Origin of the sequence: Pseudomonas fluorescens, assembly GCF_900215245.1 — a bacterium.
Lineage (GTDB): Bacteria > Pseudomonadota > Gammaproteobacteria > Pseudomonadales > Pseudomonadaceae > Aquipseudomonas > Aquipseudomonas fluorescens.
The window spans coordinates 2,667,391-2,686,420 of the sequence record NZ_LT907842.1 but is presented as its reverse complement, the minus strand read 5'-3'; the positions used below and the strand labels follow the sequence as shown (position 1 = coordinate 2,686,420).

Sequence of the window (19,030 nt, the reverse complement as noted above, 5' to 3'; positions counted from 1 at the left end):
GCAGCACGCACTTGCGGATTTTTTTGAGGTGCCGGGAGAGGCGGCCTGGGTAAGGCCGCCGAATCTTCAGCGAGTTGTTGCGAGTTCTTGTTGAACGCTGGCAACAGTGCGAGGCCAAGGTTTACCAGCCTGAACCTTCGCTGGCAAGGCTTTGATCGCGGAATCAGCTGCTGCACGGCTTGGGAAGCTGCCGTAAGTGATCACGTAGAGAGGCTTGCCGTTGAGCACTTTCTTGAAATAACGGTACTCGCCGCCCTGCTCTTTCACGAAGGCCTGAGCGTTGGCTTCGGAACTGGTACCGAGGATCTGCACCACGAAGTGGCCGGCCGGCTGGCTGGTGTACCAGCTGCTGCCCGCGGCGGCAGGCGCAGCCGCTTTGGCAACGGCGGCAGGTTTCTCAGCGGGCTTGGCGGCTGGCGCCGGCTTGGCCACTGGCGCAGGCGCGACTGGCTTGGCAACCGGAGCTGGCTTGGCGGTAGCGACGGTCGGTGCCGGGGTCGGCTTGGCCGCTGGAGTGGCTGCCGGGCCCGCTGGCACGCCTGCAGGCGGCGCAGTCGTGGTCACGGTTGGCGGCGTGGCGCTGGAGCCTTCCACCGGCACACCGTCATCGCCTTCGGAAATACCACCGGCGGCTTCGGCCAGCGGGCCGCGCATCACCGGCTGACCCACCATCGGCAGGTTGGTCGGCTGGCCGGAGTTGGCGAATTCGACATTTGGCGTGGGTTTGCCCAGTGGCAACTGCGCCTGTTCGGTTGGCGCACCGGCGGTGGCGGGTGCCTTGCTGCGGCCCGGAATCAACCAGGCGGCGGCAACAGCGACCACGACAACGGCGGAAATAGCCAATACGTGCTTCTTAGGCATAGTAAACCCCATCTTTGGACGCTTAACCGCAGAGCGGCTTGCAATCATGGCTTCGATCAAGGCATCCCGGGCAACCTGGTTGATGGTGCCAGGCCAGCCGTCGGAGCTTTCGTGAATATCAGAGATCTGCGAAGCGGAGAAAAGTTCGATACCGGCCCCGGCGCCTTCAAGGCGTTGAGCCAGGTATTCGCGGGTTTCTTCCTCTTCGTACGGTTGTAATTCGATGACGTGAAACAGCTCCTGATCACCACTGATCTGCTCCAGATCGGCGATCAACGACGACTCGCCAAACAGGAACACGTGCGGGCGACCTTCGGGCGTGCCCGCCGCCAGCGCCAGCAGCGCTTCCAGGGCAGACTCGTCGAGTTGTTCGGCGTCATCGACCAGCAAATACACTTCTTGCCCGGTCAGGCCCAGTTGCACCACTTGCTTGAGAATCGCGTTCGGCTCGGCATTGGACACATTCAGCGCCTGAGCCACCTGGCGTAGCACACCCGCCGCATCCCCCGCACCACGGGCCGACACCACAACGCTCTGGACCGATTGCTTGTTGGTGCTGGCAACCAGCGCCTGGCGCAGCAGGGTTTTGCCACTGCCCAACGGGCCGGTCACCACCAGCAGCAATTGGCTGTAGCGCGCCAGATGGTGCAATTGGCCAAGCACCGGCTTGCGCTGGGCAGGGAAAAATTTGAAACCAGGCACCCGCGGAGCAAAAGGGTCATGGCTTAACTGGTAATGGCCGAGGAACGCCTCGTCGGCATGCAAACTAGTCATCGGGATCTTATTAACCTTTAAGCTGGGCCAGGGCGCGGTAATCCGCTCCCAGCGTGGCCTGTAAAATCTCTTTCGGATAATCGTCGGTCACTACCGCTTCGCCCATGTGGCGCAGCAACACCAGTCGCAGGCGACCGTCGATCACTTTCTTGTCTATTGCCATATGTTCGAGGAAATCCGCCTCGGTCATCTCCAAGGGTGGAACGACCGGCAAGCCGGCGCGCTGGAACAGGCGTATACCCCGGTCCCGCTCCTGGGCACTGATCCAGCCCAGGCGTTGCGACATTTCCAATGCCATCACTGTGCCAGCCGCTACGGCTTCCCCATGCAACCACACACCATAGCCCATGTGCGTTTCGATCGCATGGCCGAAGGTATGGCCCAGGTTCAGCGTGGCGCGTACACCGGACTCCCGCTCATCGGCATTCACCACCAGCGCCTTGGCCGCGCAGGAACGAGAAATCGCTTCAGTCAGCGCCACCTGGTCCAGCGCGCGCAGGGCATCCATATGTTCTTCGAGCCAGGTCAGGAACGGCTCGTCGCAGATCAGTCCGTACTTGATGACTTCTGCCAGCCCCGCCGACAACTCGCGCGGCGGCAGCGTGTTGAGGGTGGCGGTGTCGATCAGCACGACATTGGGCTGATAGAACGCGCCGACCATGTTCTTGCCCAGCGGGTGGTTGATGCCCGTCTTGCCGCCCACCGACGAATCGACCTGGGAAAGCAAGGTGGTCGGCACCTGGATAAAGTCCACACCGCGCTGGTAGCAGGCTGCCGCAAAACCGGCCATGTCGCCGATCACACCGCCGCCCAAGGCGACCACGGTGGTACGACGGTCATGGCGCGCAGTCAGCAGCCCATCGAAGATCAGTTGCAGGGTTTCCCAGTTCTTGTGGGCCTCGCCGTCAGGCAAGATCACTGAGATCACCGAATACGCCGCGAGGCTGCGGCTCAGACGCTCAAGATACAGCGGCGCGACCGTTTCGTTGGAGATGATCGCCACCTGCCGCCCGGCAATATGCGGAGCGAGCAATTCGGGCAGGTCCAACAAACCTTCGCCAATATGGATTGGGTAGCTGCGCTCGCCTAGATCGACCTTAAGTGTCTGCATGTGTCCCCGCGTGAAGATATATGTACGATCGGCAACGCTCGGATCTGACGCCGCCTGATGGCTCTACGCCACACCCCGAAGGCTGATAACGCGTCGCCGAGAATAGCGCATTTCGGGCCAGGCTTTAACGGGGCGGCAACTGTGCCAGGCGTTCAAGAATGTCGAGAACGACCATTCGTGGCGGCCGCTCATCGGTTTCCACCACCAGATCGGCGATTTCCCGATAAAGCGGATCACGCAACGTCAGCAAGTCCCGCAACGTTTTTGCCGGGTCGGCCGTGCGCAACAATGGGCGGTTGCGATCGCGGGCGGTGCGGCCCACCTGCTGCTCGACCGATGCGTGCAGATAGACCACGCGGCCACCGGCATGCAGTGCCCGGCGGTTTTCATCGCGCATGACGGCGCCGCCGCCGGTGGCCAATACCACGCCATCGCAGCCGCACAGCTCGGCAATCATCGCCTGCTCGCGGTCGCGAAAGCCCAGCTCGCCTTCCTTATCGAAGATCCATGGGATATTGGCACCCGTGCGCAATTCAATTTCCTTGTCGGAATCTTTGAACGGCAGGCGCAGCTCTTTGGCCAGCAAACGGCCGATGGTGCTTTTTCCAGCCCCCATCGGTCCTACAAGAATCAAATTTCGCACAGAATCAACGACTCACAGCAATCGCCTGGTTATTCATAATACGCGGAGTCAGGAATACCAGCAGCTCGGATTTTCTTTCCGCCAGCACATCGCGCCGGAAAAGGCGGCCAAGATACGGCACATCGCCCAAAAATGGCACTTTATCTACCACTTTGCTTTGGGTATTGGAGAAAACCCCACCGATGACGATGGTCTCGCCATCCTTGACCAGCACCTTGGCGTTGACTTCGTTTTTCTTGATCGGCGGCACGTCGTTGAGCTTGTTCAGATAGTCAGGCTCGTCCTTGGTGACCTTGACCTCCATGACCACCCAGCCATCAGGGGTGATTTGTGGCGTCACCTCCAGCGACAGCGAGGCCTCCTTGAACGACACCGACGTGGCACCCCGCGAGGTGGATTCCTGATAAGGGATCTCGGTGCCCTTGAGGATCCGCGCGGTTTCCTTGTCAGAGGTGACCACCTTGGGCTGCGAGACGATTTCACCGTTGCCGGTTTTCTCCATGGCCGTCAGCTCAAGGTCCAGCAGCAGGTTGTCGGTGATATAAGCGATACCCAGGCCTGAAGTACCGGTGAGCGAACCCATGTCGACAAACGGCGAGCTGGGCAGGCTTTCCGACGGTTCAGCGCCCTCGGCCAACGGTTTGTTGATACCGCCCGCCCCCCAATTGCCACGGTTGAGGCGCCCACCCCAGCGCACGCCAAGGCTTTTGTCGTAATCGACATTGGCTTCAACGATCCGCGCCTCGATCATCACCTGGCGCACCGGGACATCCAGCTGCGCCACGATCCGCCGCAGCTCTTCGAGCCGTTCGCCGGTCTGGTAGGCGATGATGTTGTTGGTACGTTCATCCACGGCGACCGAACCGCGCTCATCGGGGATGCCTTCCAGGCTGGTGACCGATTGGAACAATTTGGCCAGGTCCGCCGCCTTGGCGTAATTGACCTGCAACAGTTCCCGGCGCAAGGGCGCCAACTCGGCCATTTGCTTGCGCGCCTCCAGTGTCAGCAGTTCGCGTGCGGCCAACTCTTCGGCCGGCGCCACCAGCAACACACCGGCTTTCACACGTTTGTCCAACCCCTTGGCTTGCAACACCAGCTCCAGTGCCTGATCCCAGGGCACCTCCTTGAGCCGCAAGGTGATGGAGCCTTGCACATCGTCGCTGGCCACCAGATTAAGCCCGGCGACATCCGCAATCTGCTGCAATACAGCGCGCAAAGCGATGTCCTGGAAGTTGAGGGTCAGCTTGTCGCCGGAATAGTGGGTACTCAACGCCGAGCTGCCGGGAGGTGGCAGCTGGATCAGGTCCAGGCGATTGGGCACAGCAAAAGCCATCGGTGCCGTGAACGCTATCCATAGCGCCACACCGAAGGACGAGAAAGTCCTTTTCATTGGTTGATTCCGTTATGAGTTGATAGTTAACACCAGGGTTCGCGAGCGCTGTAGCCATGCGCCCTGCTCATCCGGGAACAGCTCGGCCAGCTCGATATGGCCGGCATGAATGGCTGTGACCCGGCCGTGGTTGGGGCCCAGGTAGTCACCCACCGCCAGGCGGTGCACAGCCGAGGCTGCGCGCAGCAGGACGAAGGTTTGTGTGCCGCGGGACAAGGTGCCGACCATTTCGACTTGATCGAGGGCCAGACCTTCGAGCACTCCACGTTTACGCGCGAAGTCCGGTGCAGGTGCCGGCTGGCCTGGCGCGTGATAGGCCTGCGAGGCAGGGGGCTGGAACGGATCACGCAAAGAGGTCGCATCGTAGACAAATTGCGCCACCGGCTCGACAACGCGCTCAGGCTTGCCGCCAGGCAACCTGCCGCGATAAGCCTTGGCCAGTAGCTCAAGGCGCACTAACGGCCCATCAGAGCGAAGCGCAACATCGTGCACCGTGACGATCTGCGACAACCCGCCCAAGGCACTCACGAACGTCACCAGGTCATGGTAGGCGCCAAAAACCGCCACCTGCACCGGTTCCTCGATGAAGAGCGGCAGAGACAGTTCGTCGAGGACCGTGACGCCCTCGACCACCAAACCGTTGGCAGCCGCCAGCCGCGCAATGTCGTCGAGCAAGCCAGGCATATCCGACTCACCGGGCAATTGTCGTAACAGCCCGCCAACCGCCTCCTGCATCACCTGCTCCTGGCGGGCACGGTGCTCAAGACTGTCTGCCAACCCAGCCTTTTGTGTGAGGTCCTGTTGCAGCGCCACTTCCTGCGCTTCCAACGTGTGCAACCGCTCGCCTGCCGGCGTCAGCAACCAACCATCGCCCACCCCCCACACCAGACCTGCCAGCGCACAGCCCAGCAGAACCTTGCCCGGCAGGGGCCATTTAGCAGCGTTGTGAGAGAGCGTGGAAAAGTCGAGCCTGGGCAGGCTCATGGCTGGGCCTCGGTGGATTCCCCCTGGCGCACCATCAATTGAAAGGCGTTGCCGCCACCTTGCCCTTGCGCACGTACCTGTTGCAGTCGCGTGGCGTGAGCACCTTCTGATGCCTCCAGGCGACGCATCAGCTGGGCGATATCCTGGCTGGATTCGGCACTGCCGCTGACACTCACGGTGTTGCCCCTGGCTACAACCTCGTGCAGATGCACCCCATCCGGCACAGCACGGGCCAACTGGTCCAACAGCTGGGCGCTGGCCGAGCGGGATTCGTGCAGGTCCTGAACGACCTTCATGCGCGCAGCCAGTTGCTGGCTTTGCTCCTGCAAGTCGTCGATGGTCTTGATGCGGGCGTCCTGAACGGCGACGTCTTTAGTCAGGTGATTGTTGCGCGTCACCTGACGGTCTATAGCCTGATCGATGACCTGGTCCGCCAGCCAAACCGCCGCGAGCGCCACACCGGCGAACGCCAGCAGACATATCAGGAAGTATTTGCGCCGCCGCTCCGCCAGCGCCTGGCGCCAAGGCAAAAGATTGATTCGTGTCATCCAGCGAAACTCCTCAGGGCCAACCCGCAAGCAACTCCCATCCCGTGGGCATCCACGGCCCATTGTGCGCCATCAACCCGATGGCCCGGCGTGAAGCTGGCGAAATCCTGACGGCAAGCGCGCTCCAATGCAAACCCTTCGACGTCCACCACTCGCGCCGCCAGCCCGGCCAGGGCCAAAACCGCTTCGCGGGCCTCGACCTGCTCCTTGAGGCAGGCCGCCAGCAACACCTCGACCCGCGCCGCGCCCTGGGGCGACGGGCCACGGACCTGAAAATCAATGGCAACATCGTCCAACGGGTAAGGAATGTACTGGTCGGCCTCCATCTGGATTTTCCAGACCATTTCCTCGTCACTGAGCCCCGCTTCCATTTCGATCACCCGCGTGATGACCGATGGGCCCGACACCGCCACGGCCGCCTGCCGGGCGGACGTGTGCAAGCGAGATAACGCCTGCTGCAACGTCCGCGCTATCGCTTCAAGGTCCAACAGCGTGCCATCGACCACGGCATTGGCAGGCAACGCCTGCGCAGCATAGGACTGAACGCTGTAGCCACTGGCTGAATGGGCCAGCTCAATCAGCTTGATAGCTGCGTCATTGATGTCGACGCCCAGCAGCGTGTCGGCTTTTCGCCTGAAAAATCCCTTTCTCATAAAACTCCCCAAAACTTTGCCTGTCATACCGCCTGATTGCGGCCGGGTGCGGTGCATTCGGTCGACTTGTTTAACTGGCACGAATGACGCCCCAAGCCGAAAATGCTTTAATGCCCAGCGTTTTTTCCCGCTTTTTATCTGCTGCTCGGGTCGATCCATCGTTTGCCATGCATGCCCCGACGCCTAACTCATTCTTTTCTCTGGAAATCCAAAAGCCTTGATTCGTCTGCTGAAGTTTTTCGGGTACTCCATTGTCGCGATCGTCTGCGGGCTGCTGCTCGTACTCAGCGGTGCCTACCTCTACCTTAGTCCGGGTTTGCCTTCCGTAGAGGCGCTCAGAAGTATCCAGTTGCAGATTCCTTTGCGGGTTTACAGCAGCGATGAAAAACTGATCGCGGAGTTCGGCGAAATGCGCCGTACACCGATCCGTTTCGCCGACATTCCACCCAATTTCATTAACGCGCTGCTGTCGGCTGAAGACGATAATTTCGCCAATCACTACGGCGTAGACCCCAGCAGCCTGGTGCGTGCCGCCACACAGCTGGTAAAAAGCGGACACATTCAGTCCGGCGGCAGCACCATCACCATGCAGGTGGCGAAGAACTTTTTCCTCACCAGCGAGCGCAGCTTTTCGCGTAAAGCCACTGAAATCCTGCTGGCATTGCAGATCGAACGTCAGTTGACCAAGGACGAAATCCTTGAGCTGTACGTCAACAAGATCTACCTGGGCAACCGCGCCTACGGGATCGAAGCGGCGTCCCAGGTCTACTATGGCAAGTCGATTCGTGACGCCAGCCTGGCGCAGATGGCAATGATTGCCGGCCTGCCAAAGGCCCCGTCACGCTTTAACCCACTGGCCAACCCCGCGCGCAGCAAAGAGCGTCGCGACTGGATCCTGGGGCGCATGTACAAGCTGGGCAAGATCGACCAGGCCGCCTATGAAAGCGCCGTCGCCGAGCCGTTGAATGCCAGCTATCACGTGCCGACACCGGAAGTGAATGCACCGTACATCGCCGAAATGGCGCGTGCCGAAATGGTCGGCCGTTATGGCAGCGAGGCCTACACCGAAGGCTTCCGTGTGACCACCACTGTTCCGAGCAACTTGCAGGACATCGCCAACAACGCTGTCCATGACGGCCTCATCACCTATGACCAGCGCCATGGCTATCGCGGCCCCGAATCGCGCCTGCCCGGCAAAACCCTGAGCGCCTGGACCACCGAACTGAGCAAACAGCGCCCCATCAGCGGCCTGGAGCCGGCCATCGTCACCCAAGTGAAGAAGGATGGCGTGCAAGTACTGACCCGCACCGGTGAAGGCCATGTGTCGTGGGACAGCATGAAGTGGGCACGCCCCTTCCTGAACACCAACAGCATGGGCCCGATGCCCAAGCAGCCGTCGGACGTGGCGCAGGTGGGTGACTTGATCCGCGTAAAACGCCAGAAAGACGACAGCCTGAAATTCAGCCAGGTGCCTGTGGCTCAAGGCGCGCTGGTGTCTCTTGACCCGCAGAACGGTGCCATCCGCGCCCTGGTCGGTGGTTTTGCCTTCGAGCAAAGCAACTACAACCGCGCCACCCAGGCCAAGCGCCAGCCGGGCTCAAGCTTCAAACCGTTCGTCTACAGCGCTGCACTGGACAACGGCTACACCGCCGCCAGCCTGGTCAACGACGCGCCGATCGTGTTTGTCGACGAGTACCTGGACAAGGTCTGGCGTCCGAAGAACGACACCAACACGTTCCTCGGCCCGATCCGTATTCGCGAGGCGCTGTACAAGTCGCGTAACCTGGTGTCGATCCGCCTGCTGCAGGCGATGGGCGTTGGCAAGACTATCGACTACATGACGCGCTTCGGCTTCAACAAGTCGGACCTGCCACCCAACCTGTCCCTGGCCCTCGGCACCGCGACCCTCACGCCGATGGAAATCGCCACCGGCTGGAGCACCTTTGCCAACGGCGGCTACAAGATCACGCCGTACCTGATCGACAAGATCGAGAGCCGCAATGGCGACACACTGTTCACCGCCAACCCGCCGCGCGTGCCGGGCGATGTGGTCAACGGGGTTGCAGCACCTGATGGCATCGCCGCACCGAGCAACGGTGGCATCACCATCGAGCCGACACCCGGCGCAGCGCCAGCTGCAAACGCCCCGGCGCCAACCGAGCCACAAGCACCGGCGGTAGCTGAACGTATCGTGGATGGCCGTACCACCTATATCCTCAACAGCATTCTGGAAGACGTGATCAAGAAAGGCACCGGCCGTCGCGCCCTGGCCTTGGGCCGTGCAGACATCGCCGGCAAGACCGGTACCACCAACGAGTCCAAGGACGCCTGGTTCTCCGGCTACAACGGTGATTACGTGACCACCGTATGGACTGGTTATGACCAACCGGAAAGCCTCGGTCGTCGCGAGTTTGGTGGCACCGTCGCCCTGCCGATCTGGATGAGCTACATGGGCGCGGCCTTGAAAGACAAGCCGCTGCACACCCAACCTGAGCCGGAAGGCATTCTCAGCCTGCGGATCGATCCGGTGAGTGGCCGTGCGGCTTCACCCAGCACGCCAAATGCGTACTTCGAGTTGTTCAAGAGCGAAGACACCCCGCCGTCGGTCAACGAGCTGGGTAACGGCACTGCACCGGGCAGCCCGCTGCCGGCGGATGAGGCGGCGCCGATCGATCTCTTCTAACTCGCGCAGATCCAATGTGGGAGCGGGCTTGCTCGCGAAAGCGGAGTGTCAGTCAATGAACCTGGCGACTGACCCACCGCGTTCGCGAGCAAGCCCGCTCCCACCCTTGGAGCCCCACTAGGCCCAAGCGAATCGCCACAAAAAAGCCCCGACTCGTGAGAGCCGGGGCTTTTTGTTGGTGCGCTACAACCGCTTAGCCGTTGAACACATCATCCACGCTTTGCAGCGGGTAGTGCTTCGGATACGGCAGGGTGGCCACACCGGTCTCGATGGCGGCTTTAGCCACGGCATCGGAGATCAGGGTGATCAGGCGCTTATCCATTGGTTTCGGAATGATGTACTCACGGCCGAACGCCAGCGGGGCACCACCGTAGGCATCGCAGACATCCTGAGGCACCGGCAGCTTGGCCAGTTCACGCAGGGCGTTGGCGGCCGCTACTTTCATCTCTTCGTTGATGCGCTTGGCGCGAACGTCCAGGGCACCACGGAAGATGAACGGGAAGCCCAATACGTTGTTGACCTGGTTCGGGTAGTCCGAACGGCCAGTGGCCATGATCACGTCGTTACGGGTGGCGTGCGCCAGTTCCGGGGAGATTTCCGGATCCGGGTTGGAGCAGGCGAACACGATCGGGTTGGCCGCCATGGACTTCAGGCCTTCGGCGCTGAGCAGGTTCGGGCCGGACAGGCCAACGAACACGTCTGCACCGTTCAAGGCGTCAGCCAGGGTGCGCTTCTCGGTCGCGTGGGCAAACATCGCCTTGTACTGGTTCAGGTCGGTACGCTCGGACTGAACAACGCCCTTGCTGTCGACCATGAAGATGTTTTCCAGCTTGGCGCCCATGCTCACCAGCAACTTCATGCAGGAGATGGCCGCAGCACCAGCGCCCAGGCAGACGATCTGAGCGTCAGCCAGGGTTTTGCCAGCGATTTCCAGGGCGTTGATCATGCCGGCCGCAGTAACGATCGCGGTGCCGTGCTGGTCATCGTGGAATACCGGAATGTCGCACTGTTCGATCAGGGCCTTTTCGATCTCGAAGCACTCAGGTGCCTTGATGTCTTCCAGGTTGATGCCACCGAAAGTGATGGAGATGCGCTTTACAGTGTCGATGAAAGCTTGCGGGCTTTCGGAATCGACTTCGATGTCGAAAACGTCGATGCCGGCAAAGCGCTTGAACAGCACGCCCTTACCTTCCATGACTGGCTTGGAAGCCAATGGGCCAAGGTTACCCAGGCCGAGAATCGCGGTGCCATCGGAAATCACTGCAACCAGGTTGCCTTTGCCGGTGTACTTGTACGCCAGTTCAGGATCGCGGGCGATTTCACGTACGGGCTCGGCAACGCCAGGGCTGTAGGCCAGCGACAGATCGCGGGCAGTGGCAGTGGCTTTGGTGAGCTCTACACTCAGCTTTCCTGGACGAGGATGGGCGTGATATTCGAGAGCGGCAGTTTTCAAATCAGACATATCGGCATTCCGCTTTTACTGTTGGTCGACGGACCGCCGAGGATACGCGTGTCGCAAAGTCCCTACAAGACTGGGCAGTCACAGGTGTCAAGGGCCCTGCGCTAAGACTTTCGGCCAAGAGCCACGGGATACAAGGGCTCAACTGTTCACAATCAATTTAAAAAATGTCTACAATTTTTTCTCAACAATCGCTTTTAACCGCGCATCGCCAAATCACAGGCACAAAAAAGGCGCCCACAAGGGACGCCTTTTTCAACAGCTGACAAAAGCCCAAAAGGCTTTTGAGGCTTACTCCGCTGGAGTAGCAGCCTTCTTGCCGAAAGCACCAAAGCGATCTGCGAAGCGCTGTACACGGCCGCCGGTGTCCAGAGTTTTCTGCTTACCGGTGTAGAACGGGTGGCACTCGTTGCATACGTCAGTACCCAGTGGCTTGCACAGGTTCGAACGTGTTTCGAACTTGTTGCCGCAGCTGCAGGTTACTTCGATGGTTTCGTACGCTGGATGGATATCGGCTTTCATGGTGACTTCCTCGGGCTAGCGTGCCGCCACTCGACACTATTGTCGAATACCGCACGTAATTAGGCCGCGGATTCTACCAGACCTTTCTAAACGCGCAAGCCGCACTTCCTGTGGTTTACCCCTATAAAAGCCCCTTTCATCAGAAAAAACCCCACACACCACCGTCCATGTGGGCACTGGGCTTGCCCGCGATCGCGATATCTCAGGCACCCCCTCCAGCGACTGCCGAGCCGCCATCGCGGGCAAGCCCGGCGCCCACAGTTGGGCTGCCGTATTCCGAACAACGCGGGACACCCCCACAGCAGGTCTGCTAGGCTCCCGCCCCTGCGCCACTGCCTGCCTTTAGATGAGACTCCCCGCGTGCCCGACGCCATTTTGCGCCTAGCCCTGCCTTCGCCCCTGCGCCGCCTGTTCGACTACCGGGCGCCGGCCGGCGTGCTGCGGGCACAGTTGCAGCCAGGCATGCGCGTGCGTGTGCCGTTTGGCCGTCGAGAGATGATTGGCATCCTGATCGAAGTCGCCGATCACAGCGAAGTGCCCGCCGAAAAGCTCAAGCCGGCACTGGCCATCCTCGACGCCACACCACCGCTGCCGCCCGCCTTGTTCAAACTGTGCCTGTGGACCGCCCAGTATTACCAGCACAGCCTGGGCGACACGCTGAGCTGGGCGCTGCCGGTGCTGTTGCGCCAGGGCGAACTGGCCGAAGCGCGCCAGGAACGCTTTTGGTCGATGGTGCCCGGTGCGCGCCTCGACGACCCACGCATCGCCCGCGCGCCGCGCCAGCGTGAAGCCCTGGCGACCCTGGCACAACACCCGCACGGCGTGGCCCACCAGCTGTTAAGCAAGCTGATGCTGAGCAAGGACAGCCTCGACCTGCTGCTGGCCAAGGGCATGGTGCAGGTGGAAATCCGCAAGCACGCGCCGGACCCGCGCCACGACCACTGGCTGGCCCAGCCCGAACTGCCGCTGAACCCCGAGCAGCGCGCGGCGTATGAAGCCATTCGCGCCGGTTTCGATACCTTTCATGCGTTTCTGTTGGCTGGCGTCACCGGCAGCGGCAAGACCGAAGTGTATTTGCAACTGATCCGCGAAACCCTGCAGGCCGGTAAACAGGCGCTGGTGTTGATCCCCGAGATCAACCTGGGCCCGCAAACCCTGGCGCGCTTCGAACAACGCTTTAACGCGCGCATCGCCCTGGTGCACTCGGCGGTCAACGACCGTGAGCGTTTGGAGTCATGGCTGGCGGCGCGGGACGGTGAGGCCGACATTATTATCGGCACCCGCTCGGCACTGTTCACGCCCATGAAAAACCCCGGGCTGATCATCATCGACGAGGAGCACGACGGCTCCTATAAACAGCAGGAAGGCCTGCGCTACCACGCCCGCGACCTGGCGCTGGTGCGCGCACGCCAGGAAAACATCCCGATTGTGCTGGGCTCCGCCACGCCCTCGCTGGAAAGCCTGCACAACGCCTACACCGGCCGTTACGGGCTCCTACGCTTGAATGAGCGCGCAGGTGGCGCCAAGCAACCACGTTTCCTGCGCCTGGATGTAAAAAGCCGCCCGCTGGACAGTGGGATTTCCGGGCCGATGCAACAAGCCATCGGCCAGACCCTTGCCGCCGGCCAGCAAGTGCTGGTGTTTCTCAACCGCCGCGGTTTTGCACCGACGCTGTTGTGCCATGACTGCGGCTGGATGTCCGAGTGCGAACGCTGTGATGCGCGTATGACCGTGCACCAACGCTACGGCGAGTTGCGCTGCCACCACTGCGGGCATGTCGAGCGTGTGCCGCGCCACTGCCCGCAGTGTGGCAAAGTCGATTTGCGCCCGGTAGGCGCGGGCACCGAGCGCGCCGAAGAGCGCTTGGGCATCCTGTTCCCGGATTACCCGGTGCTGCGGGTCGACCGCGACAGCACCTCGCGCAAAGATGCGATGAACCAGCTGTTCGCCACCATCCAGAAAGGCCAGCCGTGCATTTTGGTCGGCACGCAGATGCTTGCCAAAGGGCACCACTTCCCACGTGTCACGCTGGTGTCGATCCTGGATGCCGACGGTGGCTTGTTTTCCGGAGACTTCCGCGCCAGCGAGCGCATGGCGCAGTTGATCGTGCAGGTCGCAGGCCGTGCGGGGCGCGCCGAAGAACCGGGCAAAGTCATTATCCAGACCCACCTGGCCGACCATCCGCTACTGATACAGCTGACCGAACAAGGCTACTTTGCCTTCGCCGAACAAGCGTTGAGCGAACGCCGCTCGGCCGGTTTGCCGCCCTTCTCTCATCTGGCCCTGCTGCGCGCTGAAGCGCACAAACCCGGGCAGGCCGAAGGCTTTCTGGATGAAGCGTGCAGTGTCGCCGAACGGTTACTTGGCGAACTGGGTCTGACCGGCATCGAATTGCTCGGCCCGGTGCCCGCCCCCATGGAACGTCGCGCCGGGCGCTACCGTGCTCAGCTACTCTTGCAGGCATCATCCCGTGCACCGCTGCATCGGCTATTAAGTAGCTGGTTGCTTGCCCTGGAGCAAATGCCCAGCGGCCGGCAAGTGCGATGGTCGTTGGATGTGGACCCGGTGGACCTGTATTGACAGAAACCGCCTGATTGCAGGCGGCCAGCGCCCACCTGTAGAAATATTCATCCATTAAAATCTGGCAGCGGGCTTGCCCGCGATGAGGCCCGCAGGTCTACCAACCCGTCTGAACGGTTGGCAAGCCCGCCCTCGCCACGGATAATGCCCAGTTTTTCCACCTGCGCATCGCGCGCCGCCGCTTGCGGTCGAAAGAGAACACCATGAAAGACACCATTCGCCAGCTGATCCAACAAGCCCTCACCCAACTCGTCAACGAAGGTGTGTTGCCTGAAGGCCTGACGCCGGCGATCCAGGTGGAAAACACCCGCGACAAGACCCACGGTGACTTCGCCAGCAACATCGCGATGATGCTGTCCAAACCTGCGGGCATGAAGCCACGCGACCTCGCGGAAAAAATCATTGCCGCACTGCCGGCCGACGCAAGCGTGACCAAGGCGGAAATCGCCGGCCCTGGCTTCATCAACTTCTTCCAGAACACCCAGGCCCTGGCTTCGCGCCTGGACGCGGCCCTGGCCGACGCCAACATCGGTGTGCGCAAGGCCGGCCCGTTGCAGCGCGTGGCCATCGACCTGTCAGCACCGAACCTGGCCAAGGAAATGCACGTCGGCCACTTGCGCTCGACCATCATTGGCGACGGCGTGGCGCGGGTGCTGGAGTTCCTGGGTGACGACGTGATCCGCCAGAACCATGTGGGCGACTGGGGCACCCAGTTCGGCATGCTGATGGCGTACCTGCAGGAAAACCCGATTACCAGCAACGAACTGTCGGACCTGGAAAATTTCTACCGCGCCGCGAAGAAGCGCTTCGACGAATCCGAAGAGTTCGCCGACCGCGCCCGTGGCCTGGTGGTCAAGCTGCAAGCCGGTGACAAGGAATGCCTGGAATTGTGGGGCCGCTTCCGTGAGATCTCGCTGTCGCACTGCCAGGAAATCTACGAACTGCTCAACGTGAAGTTGACCATGGCCGACGTGATGGGCGAAAGCGCCTACAACGACGACCTGATCAACGTGGTCAACGACCTCAAGGCCAAGGGCCTGCTGGTTGAGAGCAACGGCGCGCAGTGCGTGTTCCTCGAAGAATTCAAGACCGCCGACGGCGAGCCGCTGCCGGTGATCATCGTCAAGGCCGATGGCGGCTACCTCTATGCCACCACCGACCTGGCGGCCGTGCGCTACCGTAGCGGCGTGCTGAAAGCCGACCGTGCCCTGTATTTCGTCGACCAGCGCCAGGCCCTGCACTTCCAGCAGGTGTTTGAAGTGGCACGCCGCGCGGGCTTCGTCACCCACCCGATGCACATGGAGCATATGGGTTTCGGCACCATGAACGGCGCCGACGGCCGCCCGTTCAAGACCCGCGACGGCGGCACCGTGAAGCTGATCGACCTGCTGAACGAAGCCCAGGAGCGTGCCTACAACCTGGTGAAGGAAAAGAACCCGGAGCTGGCCGAAGCCGAGTTGCGCAACATCGCCCGTGTGGTGGGCATTGGCGCGGTGAAATACGCCGACCTGTCCAAGCACCGCACCAGCGACTACAGCTTCAATTTCGAGCTGATGCTGAATTTCGAAGGCAATACCGCACCGTACCTGCTGTACGCCTACACCCGCGTGGCCGGCGTGTTCCGCAAGTTGGGCAAGGACTTCAGCGAAGTTGAAGGCCAGATCAATCTTGAAGCGCCCCATGAACAGGAACTGGCCGCCAAACTGGCGCAATTCGGCGAAGTGCTGAACAGCGTCGGCGAGAAAGGCACGCCGCATATCCTTTGCACCTATTTGTACGAAGTCGCTGGCCTGTTCTCCAGCTTCTACGAGAACTGCCCGATTCTCACTGCCGACGATGAAGCCCAAAAGCAAAGTCGCCTGCGCCTCGCCGCATTGGCTGGACGGACCCTCAAGCAAGGCCTGGAACTGTTAGGCCTGGAAACTCTGGAGCGTATGTAAGTTGGCTGCCAAGAAAAAACCTGCACCCAAGCGCGGCGCCAGCCGCTATCAGGCACCGGCGAAGAAACCTATTCCGGGCTGGCTATGGATGGCTATCGGCCTGGCGGTCGGCGCATTTGTGGTGATTCTGATGAAGCTGGAGCCCGGCAAGGGCGACGACGTCAAACGCGTCAAGCAAGAGCAGCAGAAGGCCACAAAAATGGCCGAAGCGAACAAAACTGCGCCTAGCCCTACAGCACCGGTGAAGCCGAAATACGACTTCTATACGCTGCTGCCGGAATCGGAAGTGATCGTGCCGCCCGACGCCGTGCCGGAGAAGACCCTGCCGACGCCGCAAGTGCCGACCACGCCGGTGACCCCAGCGGAAGCCGCAAAAATCGACACAGCCCGTGCCCAGGCCGCATTGGCCGGCATCACCCCGCCACCGCCGCCGCCCGTCGCGACGACCAAGGCGGCGCCGGTGACCAAGTTCTTCCTGCAAGCGGGCTCGTTCCCCAAACAGGCCGATGCGGATCGCGTGCGCGCTCAGATCATTCTGTTGGGCCAAGCGGTGACGGTGGAGTCCGGCACCGTGAAGGACGCGACCTGGTATCGCGTACTGGTCGGGCCGTTCAGCAACCGCGAACAGCTGACCGTGGCGCAGAAACAATTGGCCGGCGCGGGCTTTAGCAACCTGTTGTTACAACAACGCCAGAGCCGCTGATTCTGAGAACACAGTAGGCCCCATGTGGGAGCGGGCTTGCTCGCGAATGCGGTAGATCAGTCACTATTTCCGGCGACTGACATACCGTATTCGCGAGCAAGCCCGCTCCCACATTTGGTTTCGGGGCGCGCTCAAACGTGTGTCGGACCCATAAACACCACTCGTCCGCCATAACCCCCTACGGTTGAAATCCCTCCCTCCACCCCCATATGAGTTTCCATCAGGGCATTTTCGCCCCGCTGCGTGGAGACTCACCCTTGACCACCATCGTTTCAGTACGTCGCCACGGCAAAGTCGTCATGGGCGGCGACGGCCAGGTTTCCCTTGGCAACACCGTGATGAAAGGCAACGCCAAAAAAGTGCGTCGCCTGTACCACGGCCAGGTACTCGCAGGCTTTGCCGGCGCCACCGCCGACGCCTTCACCCTCTTTGAGCGTTTCGAAGGGCAACTGGAAAAACACCAGGGCCACCTCGTTCGCGCCGCTGTCGAACTGGCTAAAGAATGGCGCACCGACCGCTCCCTCAGCCGCCTGGAAGCCATGCTGGCAGTCGCCAACAAAGATGCGTCCTTGATCATCACCGGGAACGGCGATGTGGTTGAGCCTGAACATGGCCTGATCGCCATGGGTTCCGGCGGTGGCTACGCCCAAGCGGCAGCCAGCGCCTTGCTGAAGAAAACCGACCTGTCGGCCCGTGAGATTGTCGAGACTGCCCTGGGCATCGCCGGCGATATCTGCGTGTTCACCAACCACAACTTCACCATTGAGGAGCAGGACCTCGCCGAGTAAGCCGTAGGCTTATTCCGCTTGAGGCCGCCAAACACTATGTCCATGACTCCCCGCGAAATCGTCCATGAACTGAATCGTCATATCATCGGCCAGGACGATGCCAAGCGCGCCGTTGCCATTGCGCTGCGTAACCGCTGGCGCCGGATGCAACTGCCCGAAGAACTGCGCGTTGAAGTAACGCCGAAGAACATCCTGATGATCGGGCCGACCGGCGTCGGTAAAACCGAAATCGCCCGGCGCCTGGCCAAGCTGGCCAACGCCCCGTTCATCAAGGTCGAAGCCACCAAGTTCACCGAAGTGGGCTACGTAGGCCGCGACGTCGAATCGATCATCCGTGACCTGGCCGACGCGGCCCTGAAAATGCTCCGCGAACAGGAAGTCACCAAGGTCAGCCATCGCGCCGAAGACGCCGCCGAAGAGCGCATCCTCGACGCCCTGCTGCCGCCGGCACGCATGGGTTTCAACGAAGACGCCGCACCGGCCTCGGATTCCAACACCCGCCAGCTGTTCCGCAAGCGCCTGCGTGAAGGCCAGCTGGACGACAAGGAAATCGAGATCGAAGTCGCCGAAGTGTCTGGCGTCGATATCTCCGCACCGCCTGGCATGGAAGAAATGACCAGCCAGTTGCAGAACCTGTTCGCCAACATGGGCAAGGGCAAGAAGAAAAGCCGCAAGCTCAAGGTGAAGGAAGCGCTCAAACTGGTGCGCGACGAAGAAGCCGGGCGCCTGGTTAATGAGGAAGAACTCAAGGCCAAGGCCCTGGAAGCGGTCGAGCAACACGGCATCGTGTTTATCGACGAAATCGACAAGGTCGCCAAGCGCGGCAACTCCGGTGGCGTCGATGTCTCCCGCGAAGGCGTACAGCGCGACCTGCTGCCGCTGATCGAAGGCTGCACCGTGAACACCAAGCTGGGCATGGTCAAGACCGACCACATCCTGTTCATCGCCTCGGGTGCATTCCACCTGAGCAAACCAAGTGACCTGGTGCCGGAGCTGCAAGGCCGTCTGCCGATTCGCGTGGAGCTCAAGGCGCTGACCCCGGGCGACTTCGAACGCATCCTCAGCGAGCCACACGCCTCTCTCACCGAGCAATACCGTGAGCTGCTGAAAACCGAAGGCCTGGCCATCGAGTTCCTGCCGGACGGCATCAAGCGCCTGGCGGAGATCGCCTGGCAGGTCAACGAGAAGACCGAGAACATCGGTGCCCGTCGCCTGCATACCTTGCTTGAGCGTCTGCTGGAGGAAGTGTCCTTCAGCGCCGGCGACATGGCCGGCTTGCAGAATGGCGAAGCGATCAAGATTGACGCTGCGTACGTCAACAGCCACTTGGGTGAATTGGCGCAGAACGAAGACCTGTCTCGTTATATCCTGTAAGCCTCACTCAGGACCGC

At 61.2% G+C, this 19,030-nt stretch carries 15 protein-coding genes; 6 read left to right on the top strand and 9 right to left on the bottom strand.

Annotated features, from left to right (window positions below):
* Window positions 1-66 precede the first annotated feature (66 nt).
* The 7 genes from CPH89_RS12450 to pilM form a co-directional block, all read right to left on the bottom strand.
* On the bottom strand, window positions 67-1,635 hold the full coding sequence (locus CPH89_RS12450; protein ID WP_053253956.1) for an SPOR domain-containing protein: 1,569 nt from the start codon (window positions 1,633-1,635) through the stop codon (window positions 67-69).
* A gap of 10 nt (window positions 1,636-1,645) precedes the next feature.
* Complete coding sequence (gene aroB / locus CPH89_RS12445; RefSeq protein WP_053253955.1) at window positions 1,646-2,746, bottom strand: 3-dehydroquinate synthase; 1,101 nt, start codon at window positions 2,744-2,746, stop codon at window positions 1,646-1,648.
* Between the two features lie 124 nt (window positions 2,747-2,870).
* Window positions 2,871-3,389, bottom strand: a complete 519-nt coding sequence (aroK, locus tag CPH89_RS12440; RefSeq protein ID WP_003209345.1) for a shikimate kinase AroK — start codon at window positions 3,387-3,389, stop codon at window positions 2,871-2,873.
* Window positions 3,390-3,393: 4 nt separating this feature from the next.
* Entirely contained in the window at window positions 3,394-4,722 is a 1,329-nt protein-coding gene (locus CPH89_RS12435; RefSeq protein ID WP_053253954.1) for a type IV pilus secretin PilQ, read from the bottom strand.
* Between the two features lie 69 nt (window positions 4,723-4,791).
* Window positions 4,792-5,763, bottom strand: a complete 972-nt coding sequence (locus CPH89_RS12430) for a pilus assembly protein PilP (RefSeq protein ID WP_053253953.1) — start codon at window positions 5,761-5,763, stop codon at window positions 4,792-4,794.
* Window positions 5,760-6,311: a PilN domain-containing protein gene (locus CPH89_RS12425; RefSeq protein ID WP_053253952.1), complete on the bottom strand. Its 552-nt coding sequence runs from the start codon at window positions 6,309-6,311 to the stop codon at window positions 5,760-5,762. The genes CPH89_RS12430 and CPH89_RS12425 overlap by 4 nt, the downstream gene beginning before the upstream one ends.
* Window positions 6,308-6,964: a type IV pilus assembly protein PilM gene (gene pilM, locus CPH89_RS12420; protein ID WP_053254193.1), complete on the bottom strand. Its 657-nt coding sequence runs from the start codon at window positions 6,962-6,964 to the stop codon at window positions 6,308-6,310. The genes CPH89_RS12425 and pilM overlap by 4 nt, the downstream gene beginning before the upstream one ends.
* A gap of 220 nt (window positions 6,965-7,184) precedes the next feature.
* On the opposite strand from pilM, the gene CPH89_RS12415 reads away from it, so the two are divergent.
* On the top strand, window positions 7,185-9,647 hold the full coding sequence (locus CPH89_RS12415) for a penicillin-binding protein 1A (protein ID WP_371850829.1): 2,463 nt from the start codon (window positions 7,185-7,187) through the stop codon (window positions 9,645-9,647).
* 193 nt (window positions 9,648-9,840) lie between these two features.
* On the opposite strand, the gene CPH89_RS12410 is transcribed toward CPH89_RS12415, so the two are convergent.
* Window positions 9,841-11,109: a malic enzyme-like NAD(P)-binding protein gene (locus CPH89_RS12410; RefSeq protein ID WP_053253950.1), complete on the bottom strand. Its 1,269-nt coding sequence runs from the start codon at window positions 11,107-11,109 to the stop codon at window positions 9,841-9,843.
* Between the two features lie 288 nt (window positions 11,110-11,397).
* The gene (gene rpmE / locus CPH89_RS12405; RefSeq protein ID WP_017738861.1) at window positions 11,398-11,628 is read right to left on the bottom strand and encodes a 50S ribosomal protein L31; all 231 of its coding nucleotides are present in this window, start codon (window positions 11,626-11,628) and stop codon (window positions 11,398-11,400) included.
* Window positions 11,629-11,988: 360 nt separating this feature from the next.
* On the opposite strand from rpmE, the gene CPH89_RS12400 reads away from it, so the two are divergent.
* The 5 genes from CPH89_RS12400 to hslU all read left to right on the top strand — a co-directional run bounded on the left by CPH89_RS12400 (window position 11,989) and on the right by hslU (window position 19,013).
* The gene (locus tag CPH89_RS12400) at window positions 11,989-14,208 is read left to right on the top strand and encodes a primosomal protein N' (RefSeq protein WP_053253949.1); all 2,220 of its coding nucleotides are present in this window, start codon (window positions 11,989-11,991) and stop codon (window positions 14,206-14,208) included.
* Window positions 14,209-14,411: 203 nt separating this feature from the next.
* Window positions 14,412-16,148 (top strand): arginine--tRNA ligase, encoded by a 1,737-nt coding sequence (gene argS, locus CPH89_RS12395; RefSeq protein ID WP_053253948.1) that lies wholly within the window; start codon window positions 14,412-14,414, stop codon window positions 16,146-16,148.
* Between the two features lies 1 nt (window position 16,149).
* Window positions 16,150-16,851, top strand: coding sequence for an SPOR domain-containing protein (locus CPH89_RS12390; RefSeq protein ID WP_053253947.1), 702 nt, complete (start codon window positions 16,150-16,152; stop codon window positions 16,849-16,851).
* A 257-nt stretch (window positions 16,852-17,108) separates the two neighbouring features.
* Window positions 17,109-17,639: an ATP-dependent protease subunit HslV gene (gene hslV, locus CPH89_RS12385; RefSeq protein ID WP_010563201.1), complete on the top strand. Its 531-nt coding sequence runs from the start codon at window positions 17,109-17,111 to the stop codon at window positions 17,637-17,639.
* A gap of 36 nt (window positions 17,640-17,675) precedes the next feature.
* Complete coding sequence (hslU, locus tag CPH89_RS12380) at window positions 17,676-19,013, top strand: ATP-dependent protease ATPase subunit HslU (protein ID WP_053253946.1); 1,338 nt, start codon at window positions 17,676-17,678, stop codon at window positions 19,011-19,013.
* Window positions 19,014-19,030: the final 17 nt, after the last annotated feature.